At 54.8% G+C, this 23,749-nt stretch carries 23 protein-coding genes; 5 read left to right on the top strand and 18 right to left on the bottom strand.

Annotated elements, in window-relative coordinates; translation table 11 throughout:
- Nucleotides 1–11: 11 nt before the first annotated feature.
- Nucleotides 12–368: a phosphoribosyl-AMP cyclohydrolase gene (gene hisI / locus RCA23_RS07840; protein WP_044049842.1), complete on the bottom strand. Its 357-nt coding sequence runs from the start codon at nt 366–368 to the stop codon at nt 12–14.
- Nucleotides 369–435: 67 nt separating this feature from the next.
- Here hisI and RCA23_RS07835 point away from each other — a divergent pair, with 67 nt between their 5' ends.
- Entirely contained in the window at nt 436–888 is a 453-nt protein-coding gene (locus RCA23_RS07835) for an iron-sulfur cluster assembly scaffold protein (protein WP_044051399.1), read from the top strand.
- A gap of 103 nt (nt 889–991) precedes the next feature.
- On the top strand, nt 992–2,017 hold the full coding sequence (locus RCA23_RS15980; protein ID WP_052377092.1) for a Hint domain-containing protein: 1,026 nt from the start codon (nt 992–994) through the stop codon (nt 2,015–2,017).
- Nucleotides 2,018–2,068: 51 nt separating this feature from the next.
- On the opposite strand, the gene RCA23_RS16500 is transcribed toward RCA23_RS15980, so the two are convergent.
- From RCA23_RS16500 to sciP, 5 genes are all read right to left on the bottom strand, one after another.
- The gene (locus RCA23_RS16500) at nt 2,069–2,212 is read right to left on the bottom strand and encodes a hypothetical protein (protein WP_169701371.1); all 144 of its coding nucleotides are present in this window, start codon (nt 2,210–2,212) and stop codon (nt 2,069–2,071) included.
- A 92-nt stretch (nt 2,213–2,304) separates the two neighbouring features.
- Nucleotides 2,305–4,395 carry an ATP-dependent DNA helicase RecG gene (gene recG, locus RCA23_RS07825; RefSeq protein ID WP_044049841.1) on the bottom strand — a complete coding sequence of 697 codons (2,091 nt, stop codon included), beginning with the start codon at nt 4,393–4,395 and terminating at the stop codon, nt 2,305–2,307.
- Nucleotides 4,392–6,512: an NAD-dependent DNA ligase LigA gene (gene ligA, locus RCA23_RS07820; RefSeq protein WP_044049840.1), complete on the bottom strand. Its 2,121-nt coding sequence runs from the start codon at nt 6,510–6,512 to the stop codon at nt 4,392–4,394. The genes recG and ligA overlap by 4 nt, the downstream gene beginning before the upstream one ends.
- Nucleotides 6,513–6,762: 250 nt before the next feature.
- Nucleotides 6,763–7,476, bottom strand: a complete 714-nt coding sequence (gene ctrA / locus RCA23_RS07815; RefSeq protein WP_044049839.1) for a response regulator transcription factor CtrA — start codon at nt 7,474–7,476, stop codon at nt 6,763–6,765.
- An 80-nt stretch (nt 7,477–7,556) separates the two neighbouring features.
- Nucleotides 7,557–7,841, bottom strand: coding sequence for a CtrA inhibitor SciP (gene sciP, locus RCA23_RS07810; protein ID WP_044049838.1), 285 nt, complete (start codon nt 7,839–7,841; stop codon nt 7,557–7,559).
- A 111-nt stretch (nt 7,842–7,952) separates the two neighbouring features.
- On the opposite strand from sciP, the gene mnmA reads away from it, so the two are divergent.
- On the top strand, nt 7,953–9,089 hold the full coding sequence (gene mnmA, locus RCA23_RS07805) for a tRNA 2-thiouridine(34) synthase MnmA (RefSeq protein ID WP_044049837.1): 1,137 nt from the start codon (nt 7,953–7,955) through the stop codon (nt 9,087–9,089).
- A 2-nt stretch (nt 9,090–9,091) separates the two neighbouring features.
- Here mnmA and lpxB read toward each other — a convergent pair whose 3' ends face one another.
- The 12 genes from lpxB to pyrH form a co-directional block, all read right to left on the bottom strand.
- On the bottom strand, nt 9,092–10,246 hold the full coding sequence (gene lpxB / locus RCA23_RS07800; protein ID WP_044049836.1) for a lipid-A-disaccharide synthase: 1,155 nt from the start codon (nt 10,244–10,246) through the stop codon (nt 9,092–9,094).
- Complete coding sequence (locus tag RCA23_RS07795) at nt 10,243–11,046, bottom strand: LpxI family protein (protein WP_044049835.1); 804 nt, start codon at nt 11,044–11,046, stop codon at nt 10,243–10,245. Before RCA23_RS07795 ends, lpxB begins: the two co-directional genes overlap by 4 nt.
- Nucleotides 11,047–11,050: 4 nt before the next feature.
- On the bottom strand, nt 11,051–11,848 hold the full coding sequence (gene lpxA / locus RCA23_RS07790) for an acyl-ACP--UDP-N-acetylglucosamine O-acyltransferase (RefSeq protein ID WP_044049834.1): 798 nt from the start codon (nt 11,846–11,848) through the stop codon (nt 11,051–11,053).
- A complete protein-coding gene (fabZ, locus tag RCA23_RS07785) occupies nt 11,845–12,306 on the bottom strand; it encodes a 3-hydroxyacyl-ACP dehydratase FabZ (protein ID WP_044049833.1) in 462 nt (153 codons plus the stop codon). The genes lpxA and fabZ overlap by 4 nt, the downstream gene beginning before the upstream one ends.
- A 108-nt stretch (nt 12,307–12,414) precedes the next feature.
- On the bottom strand, nt 12,415–12,963 hold the full coding sequence (locus RCA23_RS07780) for an OmpH family outer membrane protein (RefSeq protein ID WP_169701370.1): 549 nt from the start codon (nt 12,961–12,963) through the stop codon (nt 12,415–12,417).
- Between the two features lie 17 nt (nt 12,964–12,980).
- Nucleotides 12,981–15,326, bottom strand: coding sequence for an outer membrane protein assembly factor BamA (gene bamA / locus RCA23_RS07775; protein ID WP_081870930.1), 2,346 nt, complete (start codon nt 15,324–15,326; stop codon nt 12,981–12,983).
- A 122-nt stretch (nt 15,327–15,448) separates the two neighbouring features.
- Nucleotides 15,449–16,780 (bottom strand): RIP metalloprotease RseP, encoded by a 1,332-nt coding sequence (gene rseP / locus RCA23_RS07770; protein ID WP_044049832.1) that lies wholly within the window; start codon nt 16,778–16,780, stop codon nt 15,449–15,451.
- Nucleotides 16,773–17,933 carry a 1-deoxy-D-xylulose-5-phosphate reductoisomerase gene (dxr, locus tag RCA23_RS07765; protein ID WP_044049831.1) on the bottom strand — a complete coding sequence of 387 codons (1,161 nt, stop codon included), beginning with the start codon at nt 17,931–17,933 and terminating at the stop codon, nt 16,773–16,775. The genes rseP and dxr overlap by 8 nt, the downstream gene beginning before the upstream one ends.
- Nucleotides 17,933–18,718, bottom strand: coding sequence for a phosphatidate cytidylyltransferase (locus RCA23_RS07760; protein ID WP_044049830.1), 786 nt, complete (start codon nt 18,716–18,718; stop codon nt 17,933–17,935). Before RCA23_RS07760 ends, dxr begins: the two co-directional genes overlap by 1 nt.
- A complete protein-coding gene (gene uppS / locus RCA23_RS07755; RefSeq protein ID WP_044049829.1) occupies nt 18,715–19,422 on the bottom strand; it encodes a polyprenyl diphosphate synthase in 708 nt (235 codons plus the stop codon). Before uppS ends, RCA23_RS07760 begins: the two co-directional genes overlap by 4 nt.
- Before the next feature lie 14 nt (nt 19,423–19,436).
- Nucleotides 19,437–20,003 carry a ribosome recycling factor gene (gene frr / locus RCA23_RS07750; protein ID WP_044049828.1) on the bottom strand — a complete coding sequence of 189 codons (567 nt, stop codon included), beginning with the start codon at nt 20,001–20,003 and terminating at the stop codon, nt 19,437–19,439.
- A gap of 21 nt (nt 20,004–20,024) precedes the next feature.
- A complete protein-coding gene (pyrH, locus tag RCA23_RS07745; protein WP_044049827.1) occupies nt 20,025–20,756 on the bottom strand; it encodes a UMP kinase in 732 nt (243 codons plus the stop codon).
- A gap of 98 nt (nt 20,757–20,854) precedes the next feature.
- Here pyrH and miaA point away from each other — a divergent pair, with 98 nt between their 5' ends.
- Both miaA and RCA23_RS07735 read left to right on the top strand, forming a co-directional pair.
- Complete coding sequence (gene miaA / locus RCA23_RS07740; RefSeq protein WP_052377090.1) at nt 20,855–21,745, top strand: tRNA (adenosine(37)-N6)-dimethylallyltransferase MiaA; 891 nt, start codon at nt 20,855–20,857, stop codon at nt 21,743–21,745.
- A 354-nt stretch (nt 21,746–22,099) separates the two neighbouring features.
- Entirely contained in the window at nt 22,100–23,746 is a 1,647-nt protein-coding gene (locus RCA23_RS07735) for an ABC transporter substrate-binding protein (RefSeq protein WP_044049826.1), read from the top strand.
- The last annotated feature ends 3 nt before the right edge of the window (nt 23,747–23,749 follow it).

The raw sequence follows: 23,749 nt of genomic DNA, 5'->3' as shown, positions 1-23,749 counted from the left end.
TGTAATATATTTCAGACAATTGGCTGACTTAATTCACGCGTATCACCCATGATAACCGACGTATAAAAGCAGCTGCGGCGATTGGTGTGGCAGGCCGGTCCTTCCTGCATCACGATCGCCAAAAGGCAATCTTGATCGCAATCGTACCGCAGATCGACCAATGTCTGCCGGTGTCCGCTGGTTGCCCCTTTCACCCAAAAACTCTGCCGTGACCGGGACCAATAGGTCACGCTGCGGCTGCGCAAGGTTTCGGTCACCGCTTCCGCATTCATCCAAGCCAACATTAAAACTTCATGCGTCTCAGCGCATTGAGCAATCACCGGCAACAGTCCGTTGGCATCATATTTTAACGTTTGCGGGTCGAACATGTCAGACCTCCTCTTGCATTTCACTTCTGCGGCTTATCTATTGGGTGCAACGGGGAATGTCCAAACAATGACTGAACAAATTGAGTTGATCAAACTTTATTCCACACGCATTCTCGCCCTCGCAGCGCAGATGCCGCATGTGGGCAGTCTGGACAATCCAGACGCCAGCGCCATGAAACGCTCGCCGCTTTGTGGATCGAAGGTGACGGTTGATGTCATTATGCAAAATGGCAAAATTACTGAATTTGCGCAAAATGTGAAAGCCTGCGCCCTTGGCCAAGCGGCGGCAAGTGTAGCGGCGCAAAACATCATTGGCCGCTCCGCTGAAGAGGTGGTGCGCGCGCGCGATGAGCTGGCTGCGATGCTTAAATCCGGAGGGCCACCGCCCGGCCCACCGTTTGACGGTTTTGAGGTGCTCGCGCCCGCTTCTGAGTATAAGAACCGACACGCAAGCATTCTTTTATCGCTCGACGCCACAGCCGAGGCTTGCGCCAGCATCGCTGCACAAAATTCAGCATAATCCGATATATTGTTAACGCAGAATTAACCAGTTGAAGACACATTGACTGCAAATTTAATCAATTTTTTGATTAATTATCTTTATAACATAAAGCGCAGTCATAATGCCTGATCATACTCTGCACGCAATCGATGGCACTGCACCCAATGTTTTGGGGGGTGGATTCACTTGGGGAAACACAGGATCGTTCACCTATGACGAGGCCAATACGCAAATCGAAACCCTCGTGTTTACCGATAGTGATGCACAGCTGACAATTACGGATACCAGCTTAGAGCTGCTAAAATCGCTGAATGGTATCATCCACAATAGCAACGCAAGAGTAGGTGGGTCTTGGACGGTCACTGGCTCGGACGGAACGAGCTTCAAGGTTTGGCGCATGCTCGCGTCGTCTCAAGTGGAGGGCTACTTGCTTTTCACGCAAGATCTAACGGATGGGGTGACCTACAGCCTTTCGAACTTCTCTTTGGGCGATCCTATGCCCTATGCGCAGATCGCGCAGCAAACTACGCCCTGTTTTACTGCGGGAACTTGGATTGACACCCCGGCCGGTGCAAGGCGCGTAGAAACGCTCTGTGTGGGCGATCTTGTGCGCACCCGGCACCACGGTCCACAAACCATCCGTTGGATCGGGAGAAGATCGGTAAAACTCGCACCCTATTTCCCCAAAGACAGATTTAGACCCATCGAAATTTCCATCGGTGCCTTAGGCCAGGGTCTGCCTCGTGAGCCCCTACGCCTTTCCCGCCAACATCGGGTTTTGGTGTCATCGCCCATCAATCAGCGCATGTTTGGCACGCAGGACAGCTTGATTGCCGCGGTAAAGCTCACAGATTTGCCGGGAATTCATATCGACACAGATTGCACCGAAGTGACATATATCCACCTCTTATTTGATCAACATGAGGTGATATTTGCCAATGGTGCGCCCTGCGAGAGCCTGCATACCGGCCCGGAGGCCCTGAAATCCATCTCCTCAGCCGCCCGCGCCGAGCTGTTTGCTATATTTCCAGAACTGATGACCGCACCAAGCCAGCACCGCTTGGCCGCGCTTTGCCCCGAAAATCGCCAGCAGCGGCAGCTGATCGCGCGTCACAAGAAGAACAAAAAACCTCTGCTCTGCCTTTAACACGTCACGCTTCCACCTTATTCAAGAGGCGCATTGCATCTGTGCCCTCGGCTAGAGGCTCGGGATAAACAGACCGATATAAAGCATCGCGATGATTGCGAATGCACCAATCGCATCCTTGATCGCCTCTTTGGTTTCCAAGCGGCGCGCTTCCTCGGCATTTGATTTACGGGCGTTTGAGAAAAAGTTGTCCATATTCTGCTCCCATTTATTTATTGTTGCCACTTTGTTCTCACAGGACTGCATGCATGTAAAGAACTTTTACGGAACATTTGCGAACATAATATTTAACCTACTGATATTAAATGAACGGCCTGATCCTGTTCCATCAGCCAAAGCAGGATACGCGCCGCTTTGCCGCGACTGCTCGTAAGGGCCGGATCGCTTTGCAGCAGCATTCGCGCGTCTTGATGTGCTGTGGCCATCAATGCGCTCTGGTGTTCCAAATTGGCGACCTTAAATCGCGGCAGGCCCGATTGTGCGGTGCCAATCACATCCCCAGCCCCGCGCATCTTCAGATCTTCCTCAGCAATACGGAACCCGTCCTCGGTATCTCGCATAATGCCCAGCCGCCGCTCGGCAGATTTGCTCAACGGAGCTTGATACATCAACAAACAGGTCGAGGCGGCCTCACCGCGCCCCACGCGTCCGCGCAATTGATGCAGCTGTGCCAGTCCAAAATTTTCCGCACGCTCGATGACCATGATCGTCGCATTGGGCACATCGACCCCCACCTCAATCACCGTGGTGGCGACCAATACCTTTGTCTTCCCCGCCACGAAATCCGCCATTGCGGCATCCTTCTCTGAGGGTGGCAATTGACCGTGCACCAAGCCGACAGCCCCATCACCCAGGGCCGCGCGCAGGGTTTTGAACCGCTCTTCTGCGGCGGTTAAATCAATGGTTTCACTCTCTTCGACCAATGGGCACACCCAATAGGCTTGGCGGCCCGAAGCAATGGCGGCCTTTAATTTAGAAATCACATCGGCCAAACGCGACAGCGGAACCGCGGCCGTGGTGATGGGTTTGCGCCCGGGCGGCTTTTCATAAAGTGTCGAGACATCCATATCGCCATATTGCGCGAGCTCCAAAGATCGGGGGATTGGCGTGGCACTCATCACGAGCACATCTACCTTAGTTCCCTTCGCGCCCAATGCCAGGCGTTGCTGCACCCCAAAGCGGTGCTGCTCATCAATGATCGACAAGCGAAGATCTTTGAAGGCAACCTGCTCTTGAAACACGGCATGCGTGCCGACAAGGATATCAATTGCGCCACTGGTCAAATCCTCGAGCTTTTGACGACGTGCGCTGCTTTTGTCCCGCCCGGTGAGCATATCAACCCGCACCCCAGCACGATCAGCCAAAGGACGTAACCCTTCTAAGTGTTGGCGGGCCAAAATCTCTGTCGGCGCCATCAAGACCCCCTGCCCGCCGCTTTCCACCGCCTGCAACAAAGCGATGAATCCCACCAAGGTTTTCCCGGCCCCGACGTCACCTTGTAGCAGCCGGTTCATGCGCCGGGGGCTGGCCATATCCGCCCCAATCTCAGAAATTGCTTGGCGCTGCGCTCCTGTGGGGGCATAGGGCAGTTGCTCCAAAACCTTGCTCTGCAATTGACCCGTACCGGCGGTGATCCGCCCGGTCTTAACACGCGCTTGCGCCCGCGCAATCGCCTTGGTCAGCTGATGGGCCAAAAATTCGTCATAGGCCAAGCGCGCCCGTGCCGGGCTATGGGCGGCCACATCCGCTGCGCCTTTGGGCGCATGAGCTTCGCGCACGGCGGTCGTAAGATCGGGCCAGCCATTGTCACGCAGAACAGACGGCTCGATCCATTCGGGCAAATCCGGCAGCTTGTCCATGGCCGAACGCACAGCTTTGGCCATGAGTTTGCCCGACACCCCGGCGGTGAGCGGATAGACTGGCTCGAATTGGGGCAGCTCGTCTTGTGCCTCAGGTGTCAGAATATAATCGGGATGCACCATTTGGGCGCGGTGATCAAACACCTCGAGCTTGCCAGAAATCAATCGCTCCTCACCCAGAGGCAAGATAAGCTCGAGATAGTCCCCTCGCGCGTGGAAAAAGATCAACTCAATCGTGCTTTGCGCATCCTCAACGATGATCCGATAAGGCTTGCCACGGACCCGGGCCGGAATATGTTTAACCACCCGCACGAGCACACTCAGCGTTTGAGGCGCCGCCAAACCTTGCACGCTTTGCACCACCCGCCGATCAACCACCGAATGAGGCAGGGTAAAAATCACATCGCGTGGCTTGGTGATTTTCAGTCCAGAAAAGGCCTTGGCGCTTTTCTCGCCCACACCAGCCAATGTGCTGAGCTCCGCAAAAAGCGGGAAAAGAATTTCGGGGCGCGTGCTCATAGCCCTTCAATCAATGCGATCCAGCCCTCTTCATCAAGGGTCTCAATTCCCAATTCTGCCGCCTTTTTCGCCTTTGATCCAGCGCCGGGGCCAGCCACTAGAATATCTGTCTTGGCACTGACAGAGCCGGAGACTTTCGCACCAAGCGTTTCCGCACGGGCCTTTGCCTCTGCTCGGGTCATCTGTGTCAAGGTGCCTGTAAAAACAACTGTCTTGCCTGCAACTGGGCTGCTTGAGCTGTCAATCTGCGGCGCCGGAATGACCTCGAGTTGCTCAAGCAACACCTGCAAGGCGGCAAAACGCGCGGGATTTTGAAACGGTTCAACCACTGATTGGGCCATAACCGCGCCCACCCCATCGATATCCACCAAGGCTTCCGCCGCTGCACTGCCGGCCACGGCGTTCCGCATGGCTTCGCTGAAGGCCTCCCAAGTGACGAAACGATTGGCCAAAAGCTTGGCCGCACCTTCGCCCACATGCCGTATCCCAAGGGCGAAAATCAAACGGTGCAGCTCAATGCGGCGCTTCGCGTCAATGCCCTCAAAGAGTTTTTGCGCGGATTTTTCGCCCCATCCATCGAGCTTGCTGACCTGCTGTAATTGTCCCGGCCCGAAACGGGCCTTGAGGGTGAAAATATCCACCGGCGTTCGAATCCAGCCCCGATGGTAAAATTGTTCAATCTGTTTCGCCCCGAGACCTTCAATGTCAAAAGCCTGCCTCGAGACAAAATGCTTCAACGCTTCAATGGCCAAATCCGCGAGGGGTTCTGCGCCAGAGTACCGCCAGACGGCATCGCCCGGCGCGCGCCGACCCTCGATGCCCTCCTGTCTAAGCTTATCTGCGAAATCAAATGGCTGGCTATCGGCCGGTCGGCGCGACAGATCCACATCAGCGATTTTCGGAATGACATCGCCGGCGCGGTAAATTTGCACCCAATCGCCGACACGAATATCCTTGCCGCCACGGATGCCTTGGCCTTTGCTGTCACGTCCGGCGATATAATCTTCGTTGTGCAATGTGGCATTGGAGACCACCACACCGCCAACGGTCACCGGATTGAGACGGGCCACAGGGCTTAAAGCCCCTGTGCGGCCAACTTGAATGTCAATGCTGAGCAATTCAGTCCAGGCCAATTCCGCAGGGAATTTATGGGCTATGGCCCAGCGGGGGGTGGTGGCTCTGAACCCAAGCCGCGCTTGCAGCGCCAGATCATCCACCTTGTAGACCATGCCGTCGATATCATACCCCAGTTCAGAACGGGCCAATTCAACCGCTCGATAATGGTTGATCAACTCTTCGGAGGTATCACAGGTCTTGAAAAGGGGGTTGGTGGAAAACCCCAAGGCATGCAGGCGGGCCACCGCCGCCGATTGGCTCGGTGCTAAGGGCTCGGATAGATCGCCCCAAGCATAGGCGAAAAATAACAAGGGACGTGCCTGGGTGATCTGAGCGTCCAATTGACGCAAAGAGCCTGCGGCGGCATTGCGTGGGTTCGAAAAGGGCTTTTGCCCGGCCTGCTCTTGTGCGGCGTTGAGAGCTGCAAAATCTGCATGGGTCATATAGACTTCGCCGCGCACCTCTAGAACATCTGGCGCCCCGCTCAAACTCTTGGGAATATCGGCAATGGTAAGCGCATTGGCTGTGACGTCTTCGCCGGTTTCGCCATCCCCGCGCGTCACTGCGTGAACCAGCTGCCCTTTCTCATAACGCACCGCCAGTGACAGCCCGTCGATTTTGGGTTCGGCCGTCATGCGCATGTGGGATTGGGGGGGAAGATTTAAGAATTTTTTAAGCCGGGCGACGAAGTCCTCCACATCTTCCGCATCAAAGGCATTTGACAAGGATAACATCGGCTTGCGATGACGGATTTTGCCAAAGCCTTCCTTTGGTTTTGCCCCGACTTGATCGCTTGGACTATCTGTGCGCTTGAGATGCGGGAACTTTTGTTCAATCTGCGCGTTGCGCAGCTTGAGCCAATCGTAGGTGGCATCATCTATCGACGGGTGGTCATCGCGATGATAGGCGCGATTAGCCTGTGCCAAAGTCAGTGCCAAGCGCTGCAATTCAAGGGCTGCTTGGTCCTCTGTCATGTCTGATACTGGTAGATTTTGCGCCATACCGCCCCCCGTATTCTTCGGGGTAAACTAAGGATTGGATCCGATCCCGTCCAGAGGCCTTATGCTGTGAATTATGTACGGCTTTGGCCGATGCAGGGGCTGGATTCTGTCATGCCATACGGTGATTTGCGTTCATACATCGTAAAGCGACGTCAATGTCACAGGGTTTCTGACACCATCCACATTTGTCATCTTGCCGAAGTGTGAGGCCCAGAAAGTTGACCGTCACGGCAAGCCATGCCTGACCATCTTAGGCCGAAATTGCCATATCTTGCGCCGCATCATCGGGCTTTGGGTCACGCAACACATATCCGCGCCCCCAGACGGTTTCGATGTGATTTTCGCGCCCAGTGGCTTCGCTTAATTTCTTTCTCAATTTACATATGAATACATCAATGATTTTTAGCTCAGGCTCATCCATGCCACCGTAGAGATGGTTTAAGAACATTTCCTTAGTAAGTGTCGTGCCTTTGCGCAGACTCAACAGCTCCAGCATTTGATATTCCTTACCGGTCAGATGCACGGTATTCCCGCGCACTTCGACGGTTTTTCCGTCCAAATTCACCTCTATATCGCCGGTCTTGATGATCGATTGCGAATGCCCTTTTGAGCGTCGAATGATCGCGTGAATCCGTGCGATCAATTCCTCCCGGTGAAACGGTTTGGTCAGATAATCATCCGCCCCAGAGCCAAACCCGCGCATTTTATTCTCAGTATCGGTCTCGCCAGACAGGATCAGAATCGGGGTATCAATCCGAGCAACACGCAACTGGCGCAACACATCATGCCCATTAATATCAGGCAAAACCAAGTCGAGCAAAATCAGGTCGTAATCATAGAGTTTGGCCAAATCAATGCCCTCTTCCCCCAGATCCGTCGTGTAGACGTTGAAATTCGCATGCCCCAGCATGAGTTCAATACTTTTCGACGTGGCAGGATCATCTTCAATCAAAAGTATTCGCATAAAAATCCCCAATAACAGCTAAATACATCCTGAAATAAACTGGTTAATTTAATGTTACCCATAAACACTATTTCTGTAAACTATTGATCAAATTGGCGATACTTTTTCAACGCCGTAGCGCGCAGCGCTGACTCCCCGTGCCGGGCCACAGCAGTTTGCCAGCTGCTGTATTCATCTCGGGTCAAGTCGTAGAGATTACAGGCTTCCTCCAATGAAATCAGTCCAAAACGCACGGCTTTCACAACAGTCGCCTTGCGCGAGGCGACCCAGCGTTTTGTTGTGGGGGGCGGCAGGTCACCACGGCTCAAATATCCGCCATCGGGCAATTGAACCGTGCGTGGACCGCGAACCTTGCGAATATGCATGTGCAGGCTCCTTTCTCGCGGCCAATGGACCGCAAAGCACTTAAAGTGTTGTGAAGCGTGCGATTTTTGTTATTATAATTTAGCTAAATTCTGCAGGACTGAGCACCTCCCATGAGCCATAAAACCCCTTTAAATTCCCTTGGTTTTGCCAAGGCGCCCGAAGACACCCGGGTGGTTGTTGCCATGTCAGGCGGGGTTGATAGCTCGGTTGTTGCGGCCGAATTGGCGGCGCAAGGCTATGATGTTGTTGGCATTACGCTCCAACTTTATGACCATGGAGCAGCACTCGCTAAAAAGGGTGCATGTTGCGCTGGCCGCGACATTCACGACGCGCGCCGCGTGGCGGAAGAGCTCAATTTTCCGCATTACGTTTTGGACTATGAGAATAAATTTCGCGAAGCGGTTATCGACGATTTTGCCGAAAGCTACCTGGCTGGGGCGACACCCGTGCCCTGTATTCGCTGCAATGAGCGTGTGAAATTCAAAGATTTGTTGCAAACGGCCAAAGATCTTGACGCAGATTGCATGGCCACGGGCCATTACATCCAACGCAAAACCGGCCCAACGGGTGCGCAATTGCATATGGCCGCAGATCACAATCGCGATCAAAGTTACTTTCTATTTTCAACCACGACCGAGCAGCTCGAATATCTGAGATTCCCGCTGGGGCATTTGACCTCCAAGGCTGAAACGCGCGCTCTGGCGAGCAAATACGGCCTTGGTGTGGCCGATAAACCTGACAGCCAAGATATTTGCTTTGTACCAGATGGTAACTACGCGGCGGTCATTGAAAAGTTGCATCCAGGTTCGGCACAACCGGGTGACATTGTCGATCAGAGCGGCAAAGTTCTGGGGACCCATGAGGGCATTATTCATTATACCATTGGCCAAAGACGCGGTCTTGGCATCGGTGGATTGACTGATCCCATCTATGTGGTCCGTTTGGATATCGAAAACCGGCATGTGGTGGTTGGACCGAAAGAGATGCTGGCGACACGGCACGTGCGCCTTAAGGAAGTCAATTGGCTTGGCGACAAGCCTTTGACTGATCAAGCCGAGTGGAGCATCGCCGCAAAAGTCCGCTCCACCCGCCCGCCACGCGACGCGGTTCTGCGCCCGTTGTCGGAAACCGAAGCGGTGGTAGAGCTGATGATGGCCGAAGAGGGTGTGGCGCCGGGGCAGGCTTGCGTTTTCTATGATCCCGATGGCAGCCGGGTTTTGGGCGGTGGTTGGATCACCCGGGATTGAGACTATTGGAGCCCTTTGAGGACCGCGCGCGCCGAACGATAGGGCAACTCTGGATCTCCACGGCCAAGGCGCGTCATCGTCTCCTCTATGGCTTGCGCTTGCGCTGCGGGAGCGCTCAGAATTTGCCGCAAAGCGGGTGCGATTTGTGCGGCTTTACAGTCTCTACCGACAAATTCTGGAACAGCCCGGGTCTCTGATACAAGGTTGACCAAGGTCACCGTGTCAATTTGGAGCATAGCACCGATGATCAACCGCGAGATGAGACCCATGTCATAGGCAATCACCATCGGCGTGCCGGCCGCTGCCAGCTCAAGCGATACGGTGCCAGAGGCCGCCAAAGCCGCTTTTGCGGCGCCATAGGCAACCAGCCGCTCTTCGGCAGCAGCCGCCGCGCTGAGCCCGGAGCCTGTGACCAACACTGTCTCCTGCGGCAAGCCCTTAAGCGCTTCGCGCAAGAGCGGCTCCAGATGCGGCAATGTCGGAAAAATCAGCTGGAAATCTGCGAAAAATGGCTCTGATAGGACCTGGCAGAACACGGGCAACAGGCGCTTGATTTCTGAGGGTCGAGATCCCGGCAGAATCATTAAAGACTCACGCGCTGGATCTAAGGCGTAGTCGGCTTGAAACTTAGCAATCTGTTTAGAGGTGATCGGGGCTTGCGCCGCGACCGGATGACCCACAAAATCGCAAGCCATGCCTTCGGCCTCCATATAGGGCGGCTCGAAGGGCAATAGCGCCAGCACATGATCAATAAAGCCCGCCATTTTCTTTGCGCGCCCCGCTCGCCAAGCCCAAACTGACGGCGCAACATAGTGGCAGGTTCTGATCTTCGGGTCCGCCGCCCGCACCGCCCGCGCCACCCTTAAGGAGAAATCAGGACTGTCGATGGTGATCAAAATATCTGGCTTCCAGGCCAGCACCTCCGCCACGGTCTGATCCAAGCGGCGCTTTAGGGCGAAATATTTTGGCAAGACTTCCGCCAACCCCATGACGGACAGCTCGGACATGTCAAACAGGCTGTCCAAACCTTCACTTTGCATCTCAGGCCCGGCGATCCCTCGAAAGGTTACATCCGGTGTAAGGTGACGCAACCCGCGCATCAGATCCGCCCCAAGCCGATCGCCGGAGGCCTCACCTGCCAAAAGGAACAGCTTCACAGCTTCGCCTCACACACCCATAGAAACAGCCCCAAACGATCCGCCTCAGCAATGACATCTGGTAAATCCAAGGCAACCACGCCGCCCTGCACTATGGCGACCCCCGCCAGCCCTGCCTGCGCCGCCTGCGCCATGGTCTCAGGGCCAATGGCCGGCAGGTCTATTCGCCGCTCTTGGCCGGCCTTCGGAGCTTTATAGAGCACCCCCCCTTCGGGCCAATCAGCGGGTCGAACGGCCGGGAGGCGCGATAACATCCACCGGGTGCCGCCAAAAGCTTCAACGGCCAAGATATGGCCAGACGCCACAACGCAGCCCTGCCCCATGTCCAAAGCTGAGAGCCCCTCAACCACCGTTTGAGCCCGCGCCACATCTTTGTGATCCTGAGCGTCAGCTGCGCGTTGGCTCAACACCCCGCCCGGCGGCAAAAGCTCAGGTACAAGCTGCGTAAAACCAACCACTTCAAAACCGGCCTGTTCGAAAATATTAATAACGATGCGTAGGGCGGCATCATCGCCGTCAGAAAGCGCTCGGGCAATCTGGCTCACAAGTGGCTGTGTGGCCGCGTCAATTTGTGCGGGATCGACTTTTGGCCGCCTAATCGCGCCGGCGAAACAAACCTGCTTAACCCCGCGGAGTTTCAAGTCATTCAAGAAAGTGCCGAGGGTTTCCAGGCGAAACGTCAAATCAACGGCAAGACCCTCGGGCCTAAATTGCTCCAGAGCCGCAATCAAAGGCACATGGGAGATGTTTCGAACGATCAGACCCGGCAAAGCACCCTGCCCGCATATCAGCGCCAGCATCCGTTTACCCCGGTGTCAAAAAGGAGCGACCGCTGTCGCCCAGAATAAAATCGACAATTTCCTGAACATAGGCACTGTCGGTTTCCTCCCCAAGTCGTTTCGCACGATCTTGAAACGCCCCTTCGCCCTGCGCCAGCATCTGAAAGGCGGCGCGCAGAGCCGTGATGTCTTGGCGATCCACCCCACGGCGCTTTAAGCCAACAAGGTTGAGACCGTCCAACTGTCCCCGTGACGCCTGCACCAGACCATAGGGAATCACATCATTGGTCACCATAGTAACCGCGCCAATAATAGCGCCCTTTCCAAGGCGCACGAATTGATGCACGCCGCAAAGCCCGCCGACAATCACGTCATCCTCAATGACCACATGGCCCGCAATGGCTGCAGAATTGACAATAATGACCCGATTTCCCAAACGCGCGTCATGGGCGATATGGCAGCCCGCCATCAGCAAACAGTCATCGCCAATCGAGGTGACGCCGCCGCCGCCTTGGGTGCCAAGATTGATGGTCACATGCTCGCGGATGGTGTTGCGCTGGCCAATCTCCAGCTGGGACACTTCGCCTTTAAACTTCAAATCCTGCGGAATTTCACCAATTACGGCAAATGAGAAAATGCGCGTGTCTGAACCGACTTTGGTCTGCCCACGAATAACCACATGCGATGTGCAAACAACATTTTGGGCAAGCTCCACATGGGCCCCTATCCAACAAAACGGCCCAATCTCACAGCCCGCCCCGATGCGGGCCCCCGGCTCGATGACCGCTGACGGATGAATCTGTGCGGTGCTGTCGACGCTCACTTGGCGGTCTCCGGCAAATCCATCATGGCGGTGAATTCGGCCTCTGCCGCCATTTCGCCATTGACCAAACCACGGCCTTTAAATTTCCAGATTTTGGATCCGCCGCGCAGGGTCTCCACATGCAACTCCAGAACATCGCCGGGCACGACTTTGCGGCGGAATTTGCATTTATCGATCGACATAAAGTAGATCAACATATTGGTATCTGCCAAGTTATGGGTCACCCCCACCATAACAGCGGCCGTTTGCGCCAGAGCCTCAATAATCGTTACCCCCGGCATAATGGGCGTGCCCGGGAAATGGCCCTGAAAATGGGGTTCATTCATCGTGACGTTTTTGATACCCCGCGCCGATTTCACCCCGTCGATATCTTCGACACGATCTACCAGAAGAAAGGGGTAACGATGCGGAAGAATGGCTTGAATCAGTTGGATGTCAGCGCTTGCAAGTTCGGTCATGTATTTTATCCTTAATTTTAGTAAAGGTACCAAAGCCTGACGCGCCGTGCAACATTTGCCCGAACAGCCATTCTGGCGCCTGTTCGGAGCCAAGGCGCAAACCGAGGTCTAATTTTCAGCGGCCGGCTCGGTGGCAGAAATACTGGCCAGAAAGGCATCATCCACCCGCTCGACCAGAAGATCTGTGATATCGATGCCCTCGATGCTGCGTAAAACCGAGCGTTTCTCCAAGATCACAGTTGCATTGAACTCCCGCATAACCAGGTCAAAAAAGGGCTCAATTCGGCTAAAAAACAATGGCTTCAGATTCTTAAACTGCTCATCCACTTGCCTAATTTTTTCAAGCCGTGCGCTGCGGATTTCCTGGACTTTCGCATCAAATGCGGCGGCGGCGGCGGCGAATTCTTCGGCAGACAGCGTCGCACGATCCTCTGTCAGCTGCAGCTCTTCATCTTTCAAGGCATTCAATAGGAGCGTATTTTCAGCTGCTACGTCTTGATTGTCTTCGCGAAACTGCGCGCGCATAGATTTGCCAAACAAAGAGGTTTCATAGGCCCGATCAAGATCGACCACCAATATTGAGGCCTCCTGCGCCGCCAAGGGCGCCGCCAGAAGCGCCCATAGCAAGCTAAGCCACAGTAAAGAGAATCGGAGCAACCTGGCGCAAGCGCCCATCAGAAAGACGCCGAAATAGTGAGATCAAAATTCTGCTCAACATCATACTCTGCAGTTTTAACCGCATCGGTGAAGTTGAAACGCAGTGGACCAATCGGCGTATTCCAAAAGATGGACACGCCAGCCACCGCGCGCAGGGTGAACTCATCGTAAAGGATCGTATTGGCCGGTGCTTGGTTCGCACCCGACCCCACATGGGCCGAATCCAAGCCCCAAACAGAGCCCGCATCAAAGAAAGCGCCGAACTCAATGCCATATTCTTCAGGCAGGCCGATTGGAAATTGCGTCTCAAACCGCGCAACCGCGTAGTATTCACCGCCAAGCGCGTCATTAATCGAGTTGCTCGTGTCGACTTCGCGAGGACCCAGACCGCCGGGTGCAAAACCGCGAAACAAGCCAGACCCAAGGAAAAAACGATCCGTAACCCGGCTTGAACTGCCACCGGCATAACTCAGCGCGCCGCCCTCCAAAATCGCTGTGACTTTGAAGTCTTCATTGCGCACATAGGTTTCACCACCCAATTTTACATTCGTGCGGACAAAACGCGCGTCACCGGCTAGGCCAAAATCTTGCGACAGCCGCAAAAACATCCCGGATTTGGGATTGAGGCCCGTGCGGCGGTTGTCGAAAGAATAAGTATAGCCCAGGCCAAGCGTTTTGCGGTCACCCTCCGCAGCTTCGCCGGTGATAACTGCTGAACTTGTCGTCACATCCGTCAGCTCTTCAGTTTCATAGAAGAGCTTGGGGGTAAAAAATCCAGATTCGCTGACAGGAAAGCCCAAGGCTGCATCAATTTCAAACGAACCGGTATTATACCGGGCGTTGTTCTTACTGGTGCCACGGTAATCTACCCCAAAACTCAAGCTCAAATCTCGGTTGAATAGCGATGGCTCTTTGAACCCAAAATTAAACCCGCGCGTGCTTGTCGTGGTATTGATTCCAAAACTGGTGGCTTGCCCCCGCCCCAAGAAATTTTCTTCGCGGAAACTGGCCACCAATCCGACCCCATTGGCCGAATTATAATTGGCCCCGAATTTCAAGTTGCCGGTCGGCTTCTCAGTCACCGAAACTTCGACGATCCTTTGATTGGGTGCAGACCCCTCGCGGGTGGTTACATTAGAGCTTGCAAAGAAACCCAGCGCGCGAATCCGTTCAGCGCTGGCGCGAATTTCACGGGGGTTTAACGCATCTCCCTCAACGACTTTGAACTGCCGGCGGATCACCCGATCAAGCGTGGTCGTATTGCCTGCAATATCAATCCGCTCAACAAAAACGCGCGGACCGCGAGACAGGTTGAAATCAATATCCAAGGCCAGGCCTTCATTGTTGCGGGTCACACGCGGCTCAACACGCACGAAATCAAGCCCCAGTTCTAGAGCTTGGCGCTCCATCCGGGTGATGGTATTTTCAACCAGGGCCGGAGAGTAGATATCCCCCTGCTCAATTTTAATAGCGTTTTCAAAATCACCCGGATCCACGTCTTCAAGGTCTGACGTTGTGGTGATCTTGCCAAAAGAGAATTGCTGCCCTTCTTGAACGCGGAAGGTGAGAAAGAAGGAATCTTTGGTTTTCGACAGCTCTGAGGTCACAGCTTGCACTTGAAAATCAATATAGCCACGCGAGTTATAAAAATCAGTCAGAACTTGCTTGTCGAATTCTACCCGATCCTCAACATAGGTGTCGCGCTGTACGAATATCCGCAGCAGACCGGCTTGTTTGGTGTTCAAAACACGGCGCAGCCGCCGATCGGAGAACGTCCGATTGCCCACGAAGGACAGACGTTCAATCTCCACAACACCGCCCTCCGCAATCTCAAAAATCACATCAACCCGGTTGTCCGATCGCCGAATGATCCGCGGTTCGACAGAGGCGGCTATGCGGCCTTGATTGGCATAGGCCTCAGCGATGGCATTGGCATCATCACGCACTTGGCTGACCGAATAGATCCGCCGAGATTGCGAGCGCACCAAAGCGCTCAGTTGTTTTTCGCCAAGCCGTTCATTGCCTTCAAACACAACTTCATTGACCGTCGGAAATTCAACGACAGTGACCTTGAGCTTGTTGCCTTGGACCTCTGCCGTCACAGTTTCAAACAGGTTTGAATCGCGCACGCGCTGCACCGCGTCATTAACCTCACCAATCGCCAAAACGGCCGGGGTCTCGATCTCTGTGTAGCTGCGGATGGTTTCTGTCTCGATCCGCCGATTACCGTCGACTATAATTTCAGTAATTTTAAAATCATTTGCCTGCGCCGCCTGCACCATCCAGACGCAAGAGATCATCATGACACCAAACGCGCGGATCAAAACGGTTGCCCGTGCCGCATGAGCTCCAAAAAGTTTCATCACAAATGTCCCTGTTGTGGCTTGGTTAATATTTCGTGAACTTATCGCCTCGCCGGCACTGTGTCAAAAAAAACTGCGTGCCAATCACCGCATTTTCCGGGCTTTTCCGCCACATTGTCAGGTTACGGGCACATGAAATTCATGACCACAGCGAAGGCTGTCAGCGACAAAACCAAAAACAGCCCGATGGTCATCGAAATCTGCAGAGCAGAATCACTTGGCTTGCGCCCCGTGATCGCTTCATAAGCGCAAAATAGCAAATGCCCGCCATCCAAGACCGGGATGGGAAAGAGGTTCATCAAGCCAACCGCGGTCGACAATCCTGCGATCAAAGCAACAAAGGGCATCGCCCCCTGACGCGCCATCTGCCCAGCCGTCTCGGCAATCGCCACCGGACCGGAAATATTGCAGGCGCTGATCGAGCCGAGAACCATTTGCTTCAAACCTGCAAGAGACAGGGTAATGATCGACCAGGTGCGCTCAGCGGCCGCGCGGATCGCCACGCCAAAGGGCAATGGATCCGTACCCGGCTTAAAGAACGTCCCACCAGACATGCCCACCAATCTCCGGTTTACAAATTCACCATTAGCGCTTGGAATCGCAACCGATTTTGCAGTGAGGCGCACATCAAACTCTGTGCCGGCGCGCCACACTGAAAATCCCATTTCATCTCCATCGGCCTCGGCCACGGTCTGTTGCAGTTGAGAAAACCCGTTAATGGCCCTTCCATCGATCCGCAAAATCACGTCACCGGCTTGCAACCCCGCCTCAATCGCCGCAGAGCGCGGCTGGACCTGCGCCACCAATGCCGGGAAAGGTACGGGCCCCAGCACAGAGCTGCGCCGCCCGTCCCGCATCACCGTGTAGCGCACGGGGGGCACGAGTGCCTGACCGATCGTCGCAAATTCTTCGTAACTGCGCACGTCTTGCCCCTCAACGGACAAGATTTCATCTCCGATCTGCAGGCCCATTTCCCCCGGAACCGGGGTTAATTGCGCGATCTTCAAACTGCCATCATACTGGCCATGCCACATGAACAACCCACAATAGAGCGCGATTGATAGGATAAAATTGAACACAGGCCCGGCCGCTGAGGTCGCCGCGCGCGCCCAAATGGGCGCCCCATGCATGGTTTTGCGCCGTTCTTCAGCACTCAGCTTTGGCAAAAGCGCAGCATCTGGTGCGCTGGCGGCACTGGCATCTCCCTTGAAGCGGACAAATCCGCCAAACGGCAGCGCTGCAAATTGCCACCGCGTTCCATGCCGGTCCACACGCGAAAGGAGCACGGCGCCAAATCCCACCGAGAAGACCTCCGCATGGATACCGCACCAACGTCCGACGATGTAATGGCCATATTCATGCACCGCGACGATGACCGATAGAGCGATGACAAAAAAGAAGATCATCCAAATAAATCCGCCAAAAGAGGCAGAGAGTGCCGCGATATCAAACATTTATTGTCCGGACCCTTTCGCGCGTGGCTTGATCGGCCTGCAACACATCCGTTAAATCACGAGGCGCGCCGCGCAGCAGCTCCGCGCGATCCATCGCGTGCAACGCCTTTTCAACCAGTATCGCCATATCTAAAAATCCAATATCCCCTTCAATAAAACGATCTAAGGCCACTTCCTTAGCCGCATTGAACGCAGCGCCCCACAGATTGCCCCGCCGCATCACCTCGCGCGCCAAACTTAGAGCCGGATAGCGCCCCTCATCGGCAGCATAGAAGCGAAACTGGCCGATCTGCGTAAGATCCAAGCGTGCGACATCCAGGGGGCGGCGCTCGGGATAGTGAAGCGCAAAGCCGATGGCGTGGCGCATATCAGGCGGCCCCACATGGGCCATCATCCCGCCGTCTTGAAATCCGACCATCGCATGGATCAGGCTTTCGGGATGAATAATCGTCTCGATCTGCGTCTCATGAACCCCAAAAAATTCTTTGGTCTCAATCAATTCCATGGCCTTGTTAAACATAGAGGCACTGTCAATGGTGATCCTTTGCCCCATGGACCAATTGGGATGCGTTTGCGCCTGCGCCGGGGTGGCCTTGGCGAGATCCGCCTGGGGCCAATCGCGAAAGGCCCCGCCGCTGGCGGTAATGATGATGCGCTCAACGGTCGAAATATCTTCACCTATTAAGGCTTGAAACACCGCAGAATGCTCACTGTCCACCGGCAAAATGGTCGCCCCATGACGCCGGGCCTCTGCCATCAAAATAGGACCTGCGGCCACAAGGGATTCTTTATTGGCCAGGGCCAAGGTCGTGCCTTGCTTCACCGCCTGTAAACTGGGCGTTAGCCCCGCCACGCCCACAATACATGACATGATCCAATCGGCCGGGCGCTCAGCCGCTCTGGCGATCGCCTCAGCGCCCGCCTCGACCGCCACGCCAGATCCCGCCATAGCCGCCTGCAGCTCTGGTAAAAGATCGGCAAAGGCTGTGACAACCACTTCAGGGGAAAACTCAAGCGCGTCCTTGGCCAGCTGTGCAATGTTGCGGCCACCGCTCAAGGCCACCACCTGATAGGCCGTTGGATCGCGCCGCAAGAGATCCAACGTATTTTGGCCAATGGAGCCGGTGGCACCAAAGATTGAAACCCTGCGCATCACGATAAAAACAACGCTGTAATCAGGCCGAAAGCGGCGGCCCCACCGATAAATCCATCAAGGCGATCTAAAAAACCACCATGCCCAGGAATGAGTTGTGAGCTGTCTTTGACGCCCATGCGGCGTTTCACCCAGCTTTCTGCAATGTCACCCATCTGCGCACCAAAGGCCACGGCGATCGCAGCCGGAACGGACCACCAAGCCCCTGTATGCTGCATGAGATACAGCCCAAAAAGACCAGCCAGCGCCCATCCTGCCACTGTGCCGCTCCAGGTTTTTTTCGGGCTGATCGCGGGCCAGAACTTGGGCCCACCCATCAAGCGCCCAGCGATATAACCGCCAATATCCGATAGTATGACCACGGCTGCTAAGATCGCAATGCCAATGGCACCAAAGGTTAATGCCAAAAACCAAAAAGACAGCATCCCAAGCGTCAAGAGCGCGCCATAGCCGATATAAACCATCCGATTATGCGCGATAAACGCCGCTGCAAGCAGGATCGGAAGCAATCCTGCCGCGGCTGCTAGAGGCAAACTCTGCGTCAAAATCATGGGCTGGACCGCCATAGGCAACCATCCCACGGCGGCCACAACGGTCACCGCCAACAGGCGGCGGCCGCTGAGGCCAAACATGCGCGCCAATTCCCATTGCATGGCCACCACCGCAACCAGGCCAAGCGCTAAAACCCCTAGGCGTTCCACATAGAGGGACGCAGAAAAAACAAGAAGCAATACAATCGCCGAGGCCAAGCGCAAAGGCAGATCTGCCCACCGGTCCTGTGTCATGCGGGAATTGCTCCGAAGCGGCGCTCGCGCGATCCAAAATTGACCAGCAATTTTGTAAATTCGCCAGCACTAAAATCAGGCCAAAGCGTGTCGATAAACTCATATTCCGCATAGGCGGACTGCCACAGAAGGAAATTGGAAATGCGCGCTTCGCCGCTGGTGCGGATCACCAAATCGGGATCAGGCAGTGAATGCGTATCCAAATACCGCGCCAAGACCTCCGCCGTCACCTCTTTTGCGGCCAGCTTGCCGCGCTCCACATCCCCCGCCATGCGCTGCGCCGCGCGCGTCACCTCATCGCGGCCCCCATAGTTGAGCGCGATGGTCAGGTGCACTTTGGCGTTCTGAGCCGTCAATGCCTCAAGCTCGTCCATCAGTCTGATCAGCGTTTTATCGAGCCGCAAGCGATCCCCGATGAAGCGAACCCGCACGCCCTCATTCACCAAATCCTGGGCCTCACGCAATATGTAACGCTTGAACAGGCGCATTAAGCCGCCAACTTCAACCTGGGTGCGCTTCCAGTTTTCTGTTGAAAAGGCAAATATTGTCAGATGCTTCACACCAACACTGGGACAGGCTTGGACGATTTCACGAATTCTTTTGGCCCCCTCGTGGTGGCCGGCCAACCGCGGCAGGCCGCGTTGCTGCGCCCAACGGCCATTTCCATCCATGATAATCGCAACATGTTCCGCGGATTGTCCCATCAATAAAGCCCACTCTAAACCATCATGATTTCGGCTTGTTTGGTCTCCAATGCGGCATCGACCAATTTGATCTGCGCATCGGTCAGGGCCTGCACCTCTGTTTCCCAAAGTTTTTGGTCATCTTCGGACATGCCAGCGGCCTTGGCCTTTTTGATCTGATCCATGCCGTCCCGGCGGATATTGCGCACAGACACACGGCAGTTCTCCGCGTAGCCCGCGGCCACTTTTGTCAACTCCCGGCGCCGTTCTTCGTTGAGTTCGGGGATGGGCAGCATGATGATGGTGCCATTGGTTTGAGGGTTGATTCCCAGACCGCTTTCACGAATGGCTTTCTCGACTTTGCCCACCAGTGTTTTGTCCCAGACATTGACCGTCACCATACGCGATTCCGGTACATTCACTGTGCCGACTTGGTTGATGGGAGTCATCTGCCCGTAAGCGTCCACCATCACCGGATCCAGAATAGATCCGCTGGCCCGCCCCGTGCGCAAAGAGGCAAATTCGGTTTTCAAAGAGACCATGGCCCCGTCCATGCGACGTTGCAGGTCATCAATATCAATATCTAATGGGTCATCCGACATGATTTTTCTTTCTTAAGTTGGTTAACCGTGGACCTTGGTATATGTTCCGTTGCCCGACAAAATCCCCCTGAACCCGCCGGGCTCATCTAGGGAGAATACAATGATCGGTAAATTATTGTCACGCGCCAAAGCGATCGCTGACGCATCCATGACCTTCAGGCGCTTTTGCAACACCTCATCATAGGTCACCGCGTCATAACGCACCGCATCACTGTGTTGCTTGGGATCCTTATCATATATGCCATCGACCTGCGTGCCTTTGAAAATCGCCTCGCAGGCCATTTCACTGGCCCGCAACGTGGCCGCGGTATCTGTGGTGAAATAGGGATTGCCGGTGCCGGCTGCGAAAATCACCACCCTCTTTTTCTCCAAATGACGTACGGCGCGGCGGCGGATATAGGGTTCACAGACCTGATCCATTGGTATGGCTGAGACAACTCGGGTATGAACGCCCTGCTCTTCCAGAGAGCTTTGCATCGCCAGCGCGTTCATAACGGTGGCCAGCATGCCCATGTAATCGGCGGTGGTGCGCTCCATGCCCTGGGCAGAGCCCTGCAGACCTCGAAAGATATTACCGCCACCGATGACCATGCAAATCTCGGCCCCGAGATCGTGAACCGTTTTGACCTCAGCGGCGATCCGCTCCACAGTTGGGGGATGAAGACCGTAGCCTTGGTCTCCCATCAGGGCTTCTCCAGAAATTTTTAATAGAACACGTTTGAATTGACCTTGGGAACCGGAAGTTTGGTGCATTGTGCCCTCATGCTATTTTGGCCTAAGATGTCGCAAAAATCGACCAAGAGCAACGGCGTGTGACAGAGCAAATGCAAAAAAGCGGAAAAATGCAATAAATGGTGAATAAATCTTTGCTCTCAACGCTGGGCGAAACCCGCCCCGTTCTGATTGCCGGGGCAACTGCAAGTGGAAAATCCGCCCTCGCGCTCCAAATCGCAGAACAATTGGGCGGCGTTATCGTCAATGCGGATGCTTTGCAGGTCTACAGCGGTTGGCGCATTCTCACCGCGCGCCCTTCGGCCAAGGAAGAAAGCCGCGCACCGCACGCTTTATATGGGCATGTGGCCAATCACGAAAGCTATTCTGTGGGCGATTGGTTGCGCGACATCGGCCCGATCTTGAGTCCAGGCAAACGCCCGATCATTGTGGGCGGCACGGGGCTATACTTTCGCGCGCTGACAGAAGGGCTGGCAGATATCCCCCCCATTCCGGCCAATATTCGCGCTCAATCGGCGGGCCTTCTGTCTCAGGGCGGATTGCAGCCGATGCTGGAGGATTTAGATGATGAAACGCGCGCGCAGATTGATGTGCAAAACCCGATGCGGGTTGCGCGGGCTTGGGAGGTTTTGCAGGCCACCGGTCAGTCTATTCGGAGCTGGCAGGCACGGACCCCGCCGCCGCTGCTGCCTCTGGAGGCCTGTCATGCGCTGCATTTAACCAGCCCGGTGGATTGGCTCAACGACAGGCTGAAGCGACGCTTCGATATTATGATCGCAGAGGGTGCATTGGAAGAAGCGCGCCGCAATTTTGAACTTTGGGACTCCAAATGGCAATCCTCACAGTCCATTGGCGCCCCTGAGTTGATCGCTCACCTGCAGGGGCAGTTCACTTTGGATGAAGCCAAGAGCCGCGCTGTGACCGCCTCAAGCCAATTCGCCAAACGCCAAAGAACATGGTTTCGCAAGCGCATGGTCGCATGGCAAACCGTCGCGGCCGAGCAGCTGTAACGCGCAATGTCGCAAATAGACCATTGCGACGAAGCTGACACACCAAAATCGCAGCACTTCCCAATCCTTTCAGCCATCAAAACAGGAAACCTAGCCGGCAAAAAGCCATGTCTCCTCGTATTTAACAGCGCATTGCGAAAAAATTAGCCCCTGAAGTTTCGCCGAATGTCAAGGCAAAGGTCGCGGTTAAAACGAAGTTAAAACGTCGGTTTTGCGCTATTTTCCGCAATATTTTACATTGACCTATGGCCCAATATGCGCATGAATAGGCGACAGTCAGTTTGCGTTGAAAAGGTCGCACCAGCGGCCCAGAGCACAATCTGTTATGACGTACGGTGTCACAGGGAGAAACACATGACCCAAAAAAACAATTTCATGCATCCAGCCGCAAAGATGTACGCGCAAGAAGTGAAAGACGGCAAGCTTGACCGTCGTGAATTCTTGTCGCGCGCAACGGCCTTGGGTGTAACAACCGTTGCAGCTTACGGCTTGCTGGGCCTCGACACCCCGGCCCAAGCTGGCGGCCACGCGAAAAAAGGCGGTACGATCCGCATGCAAATGGATGTGAAAGCATTCAAAGATCCGCGTACCCATGACTGGACGCAGATCTCGATCATCTCAGCCGGTTGGCTTGAGTATCTTGTTGAGTACAACAGCGACGGTTCCTTTGAGCCAATGCTCCTGACCAGCTGGGAAGCCAATGCGAACGCCACACAGTACACTTTAAAAGTGCGTGAAGGCGTGAAATGGAACAATGGCGATGATTTCACCGCAGTGGACGTTGCACGCAACATCATCGGCTGGTGTGACAAGAGCCTCGAAGGCAACTCCATGGCGGGCCGGATGGCGTCCTTAGTGGATGCAGACACTGGTAAAGCCCGTGACGGCGCTGTTGTGGTCGTAGACCAAAACACCGTTCAGCTGAATCTCTTGCAGCCCGACATCACCATTGTGCCCGGCATGGCCGATTACCCCGCACAAATCGTTCACAAATCCTTCACCGTTGAAACAGCCCTGTCCAACCCAGTTGGAACCGGCTTCATGCTTCCTGATGAATGGGAAGTTGGCGTGAAAGCTTCTATTGTCCGCAATGAGGGCTTTGAGTGGTGGGGCTATGGCGCGGGTAAAGGCGGTCACGTTGATCGTATTGAATTCATTGACTATGGCTCCGATCCAGCAACTCATATGGCCGGTTTTGAATCCGAAGAATTTGACCTGAACTGGGAAACCACAGGTGAATTCGTTGATCTCTATGACGCTCTGGGCCTTGTGAAATCACAAGTGGCCTCCGGTGCCACAATCGTTGTACGTCCAAACCAAGATCACGCGCCATATGACAATAAGATGGTGCGTCAGGCTCTGGCGATGGCTGTGGACAACGAAGTGATCAACGAGCTGGGCAATGCTGGCCTTGGGGTTGCGGCGGACAATTGCCACGTGGGTCCAATTCACCCAGAGCATGACCCATCGGTCACACGCATGCCCTACGATCCGGCGAAAGCTAAAGAGCTTATGGACGCATCGGGACATAGCGATTTTGAGCATGAGCTGCGCTCACTCGACACAGGTTTCTGGAAAGACACTTGTGACGCGGTCGCCGCACAGCTGCGCGACGCTGGGATCAAGGTCAAACGGACTTTGATGCCAGGCAGCACCTTCTGGAACGATTGGGCGAAATTCCCCTACTCAGCCACAAACTGGAACCACCGCCCCTTGGGCACTCAGGTTCTGGGTCTGGCCTATCGCTCCGGCGAGGCTTGGAATGAGTTTGCATGGAGCAACGCCGAGTTCGATGCGTTGCTCGCAGAAGCCAACTCTTTGGCCAATGCCGATGAGCGCCGGGTTGTCATGGGCAAAATTCAAGCCCTGATCATCGAGGAAGGCGTGACCTGTCAGCCGTATTGGCGCTATGTGCAGCGTCACCATGTTGAAGGTTTGGTGGGCTGCGATATGCATATCGCTTATCTGCCTCAAATCTATAAGTGGGGCTGGGCAGCCTAACCC

The sequence above is a fragment of the Planktomarina temperata RCA23 genome, assembly GCF_000738435.1.
Classification (GTDB): domain Bacteria; phylum Pseudomonadota; class Alphaproteobacteria; order Rhodobacterales; family Rhodobacteraceae; genus Planktomarina; species Planktomarina temperata.
Note: the sequence above shows the minus strand (reverse complement) of the source record. Positions and strands in the feature narration are given on the sequence as shown.

Bases quoted from the DNA above. Each gene is read 5' to 3' on its own strand.
- frr (WP_044049828.1), bottom strand. From the start codon at position 20,003: ATGTCGGATGACCCATTAGATATTGATATTGATGACCTGCAACGTCGC.
- rseP (WP_044049832.1), bottom strand. From the start codon at position 16,780: ATGTTTGATATCGCGGCACTCTCTGCCTCTTTTGGCGGATTTATTTGG.
- ctrA (WP_044049839.1), bottom strand. From the start codon at position 7,476: ATGCGAATACTTTTGATTGAAGATGATCCTGCCACGTCGAAAAGTATT.
- pyrH (WP_044049827.1), bottom strand. From the start codon at position 20,756: ATGCACCAAACTTCCGGTTCCCAAGGTCAATTCAAACGTGTTCTATTA.
- RCA23_RS07735 (WP_044049826.1), top strand. From the start codon at position 22,100: ATGACCCAAAAAAACAATTTCATGCATCCAGCCGCAAAGATGTACGCG.
- sciP (WP_044049838.1), bottom strand. From the start codon at position 7,841: ATGCATATTCGCAAGGTTCGCGGTCCACGCACGGTTCAATTGCCCGAT.
- miaA (WP_052377090.1), top strand. From the start codon at position 20,855: ATGGTGAATAAATCTTTGCTCTCAACGCTGGGCGAAACCCGCCCCGTT.
- recG (WP_044049841.1), bottom strand. From the start codon at position 4,395: ATGAGCACGCGCCCCGAAATTCTTTTCCCGCTTTTTGCGGAGCTCAGC.
- dxr (WP_044049831.1), bottom strand. From the start codon at position 17,933: ATGCGCAGGGTTTCAATCTTTGGTGCCACCGGCTCCATTGGCCAAAAT.
- RCA23_RS07835 (WP_044051399.1), top strand. From the start codon at position 436: ATGACTGAACAAATTGAGTTGATCAAACTTTATTCCACACGCATTCTC.
- bamA (WP_081870930.1), bottom strand. From the start codon at position 15,326: ATGAAACTTTTTGGAGCTCATGCGGCACGGGCAACCGTTTTGATCCGC.
- RCA23_RS07795 (WP_044049835.1), bottom strand. From the start codon at position 11,046: ATGCTGGCGCTGATATGCGGGCAGGGTGCTTTGCCGGGTCTGATCGTT.
- mnmA (WP_044049837.1), top strand. From the start codon at position 7,953: ATGAGCCATAAAACCCCTTTAAATTCCCTTGGTTTTGCCAAGGCGCCC.
- hisI (WP_044049842.1), bottom strand. From the start codon at position 368: ATGTTCGACCCGCAAACGTTAAAATATGATGCCAACGGACTGTTGCCG.
- ligA (WP_044049840.1), bottom strand. From the start codon at position 6,512: ATGGCGCAAAATCTACCAGTATCAGACATGACAGAGGACCAAGCAGCC.
- RCA23_RS15980 (WP_052377092.1), top strand. From the start codon at position 992: ATGCCTGATCATACTCTGCACGCAATCGATGGCACTGCACCCAATGTT.
- RCA23_RS16500 (WP_169701371.1), bottom strand. From the start codon at position 2,212: ATGGACAACTTTTTCTCAAACGCCCGTAAATCAAATGCCGAGGAAGCG.
- RCA23_RS07760 (WP_044049830.1), bottom strand. From the start codon at position 18,718: ATGACACAGGACCGGTGGGCAGATCTGCCTTTGCGCTTGGCCTCGGCG.
- uppS (WP_044049829.1), bottom strand. From the start codon at position 19,422: ATGGGACAATCCGCGGAACATGTTGCGATTATCATGGATGGAAATGGC.
- fabZ (WP_044049833.1), bottom strand. From the start codon at position 12,306: ATGACCGAACTTGCAAGCGCTGACATCCAACTGATTCAAGCCATTCTT.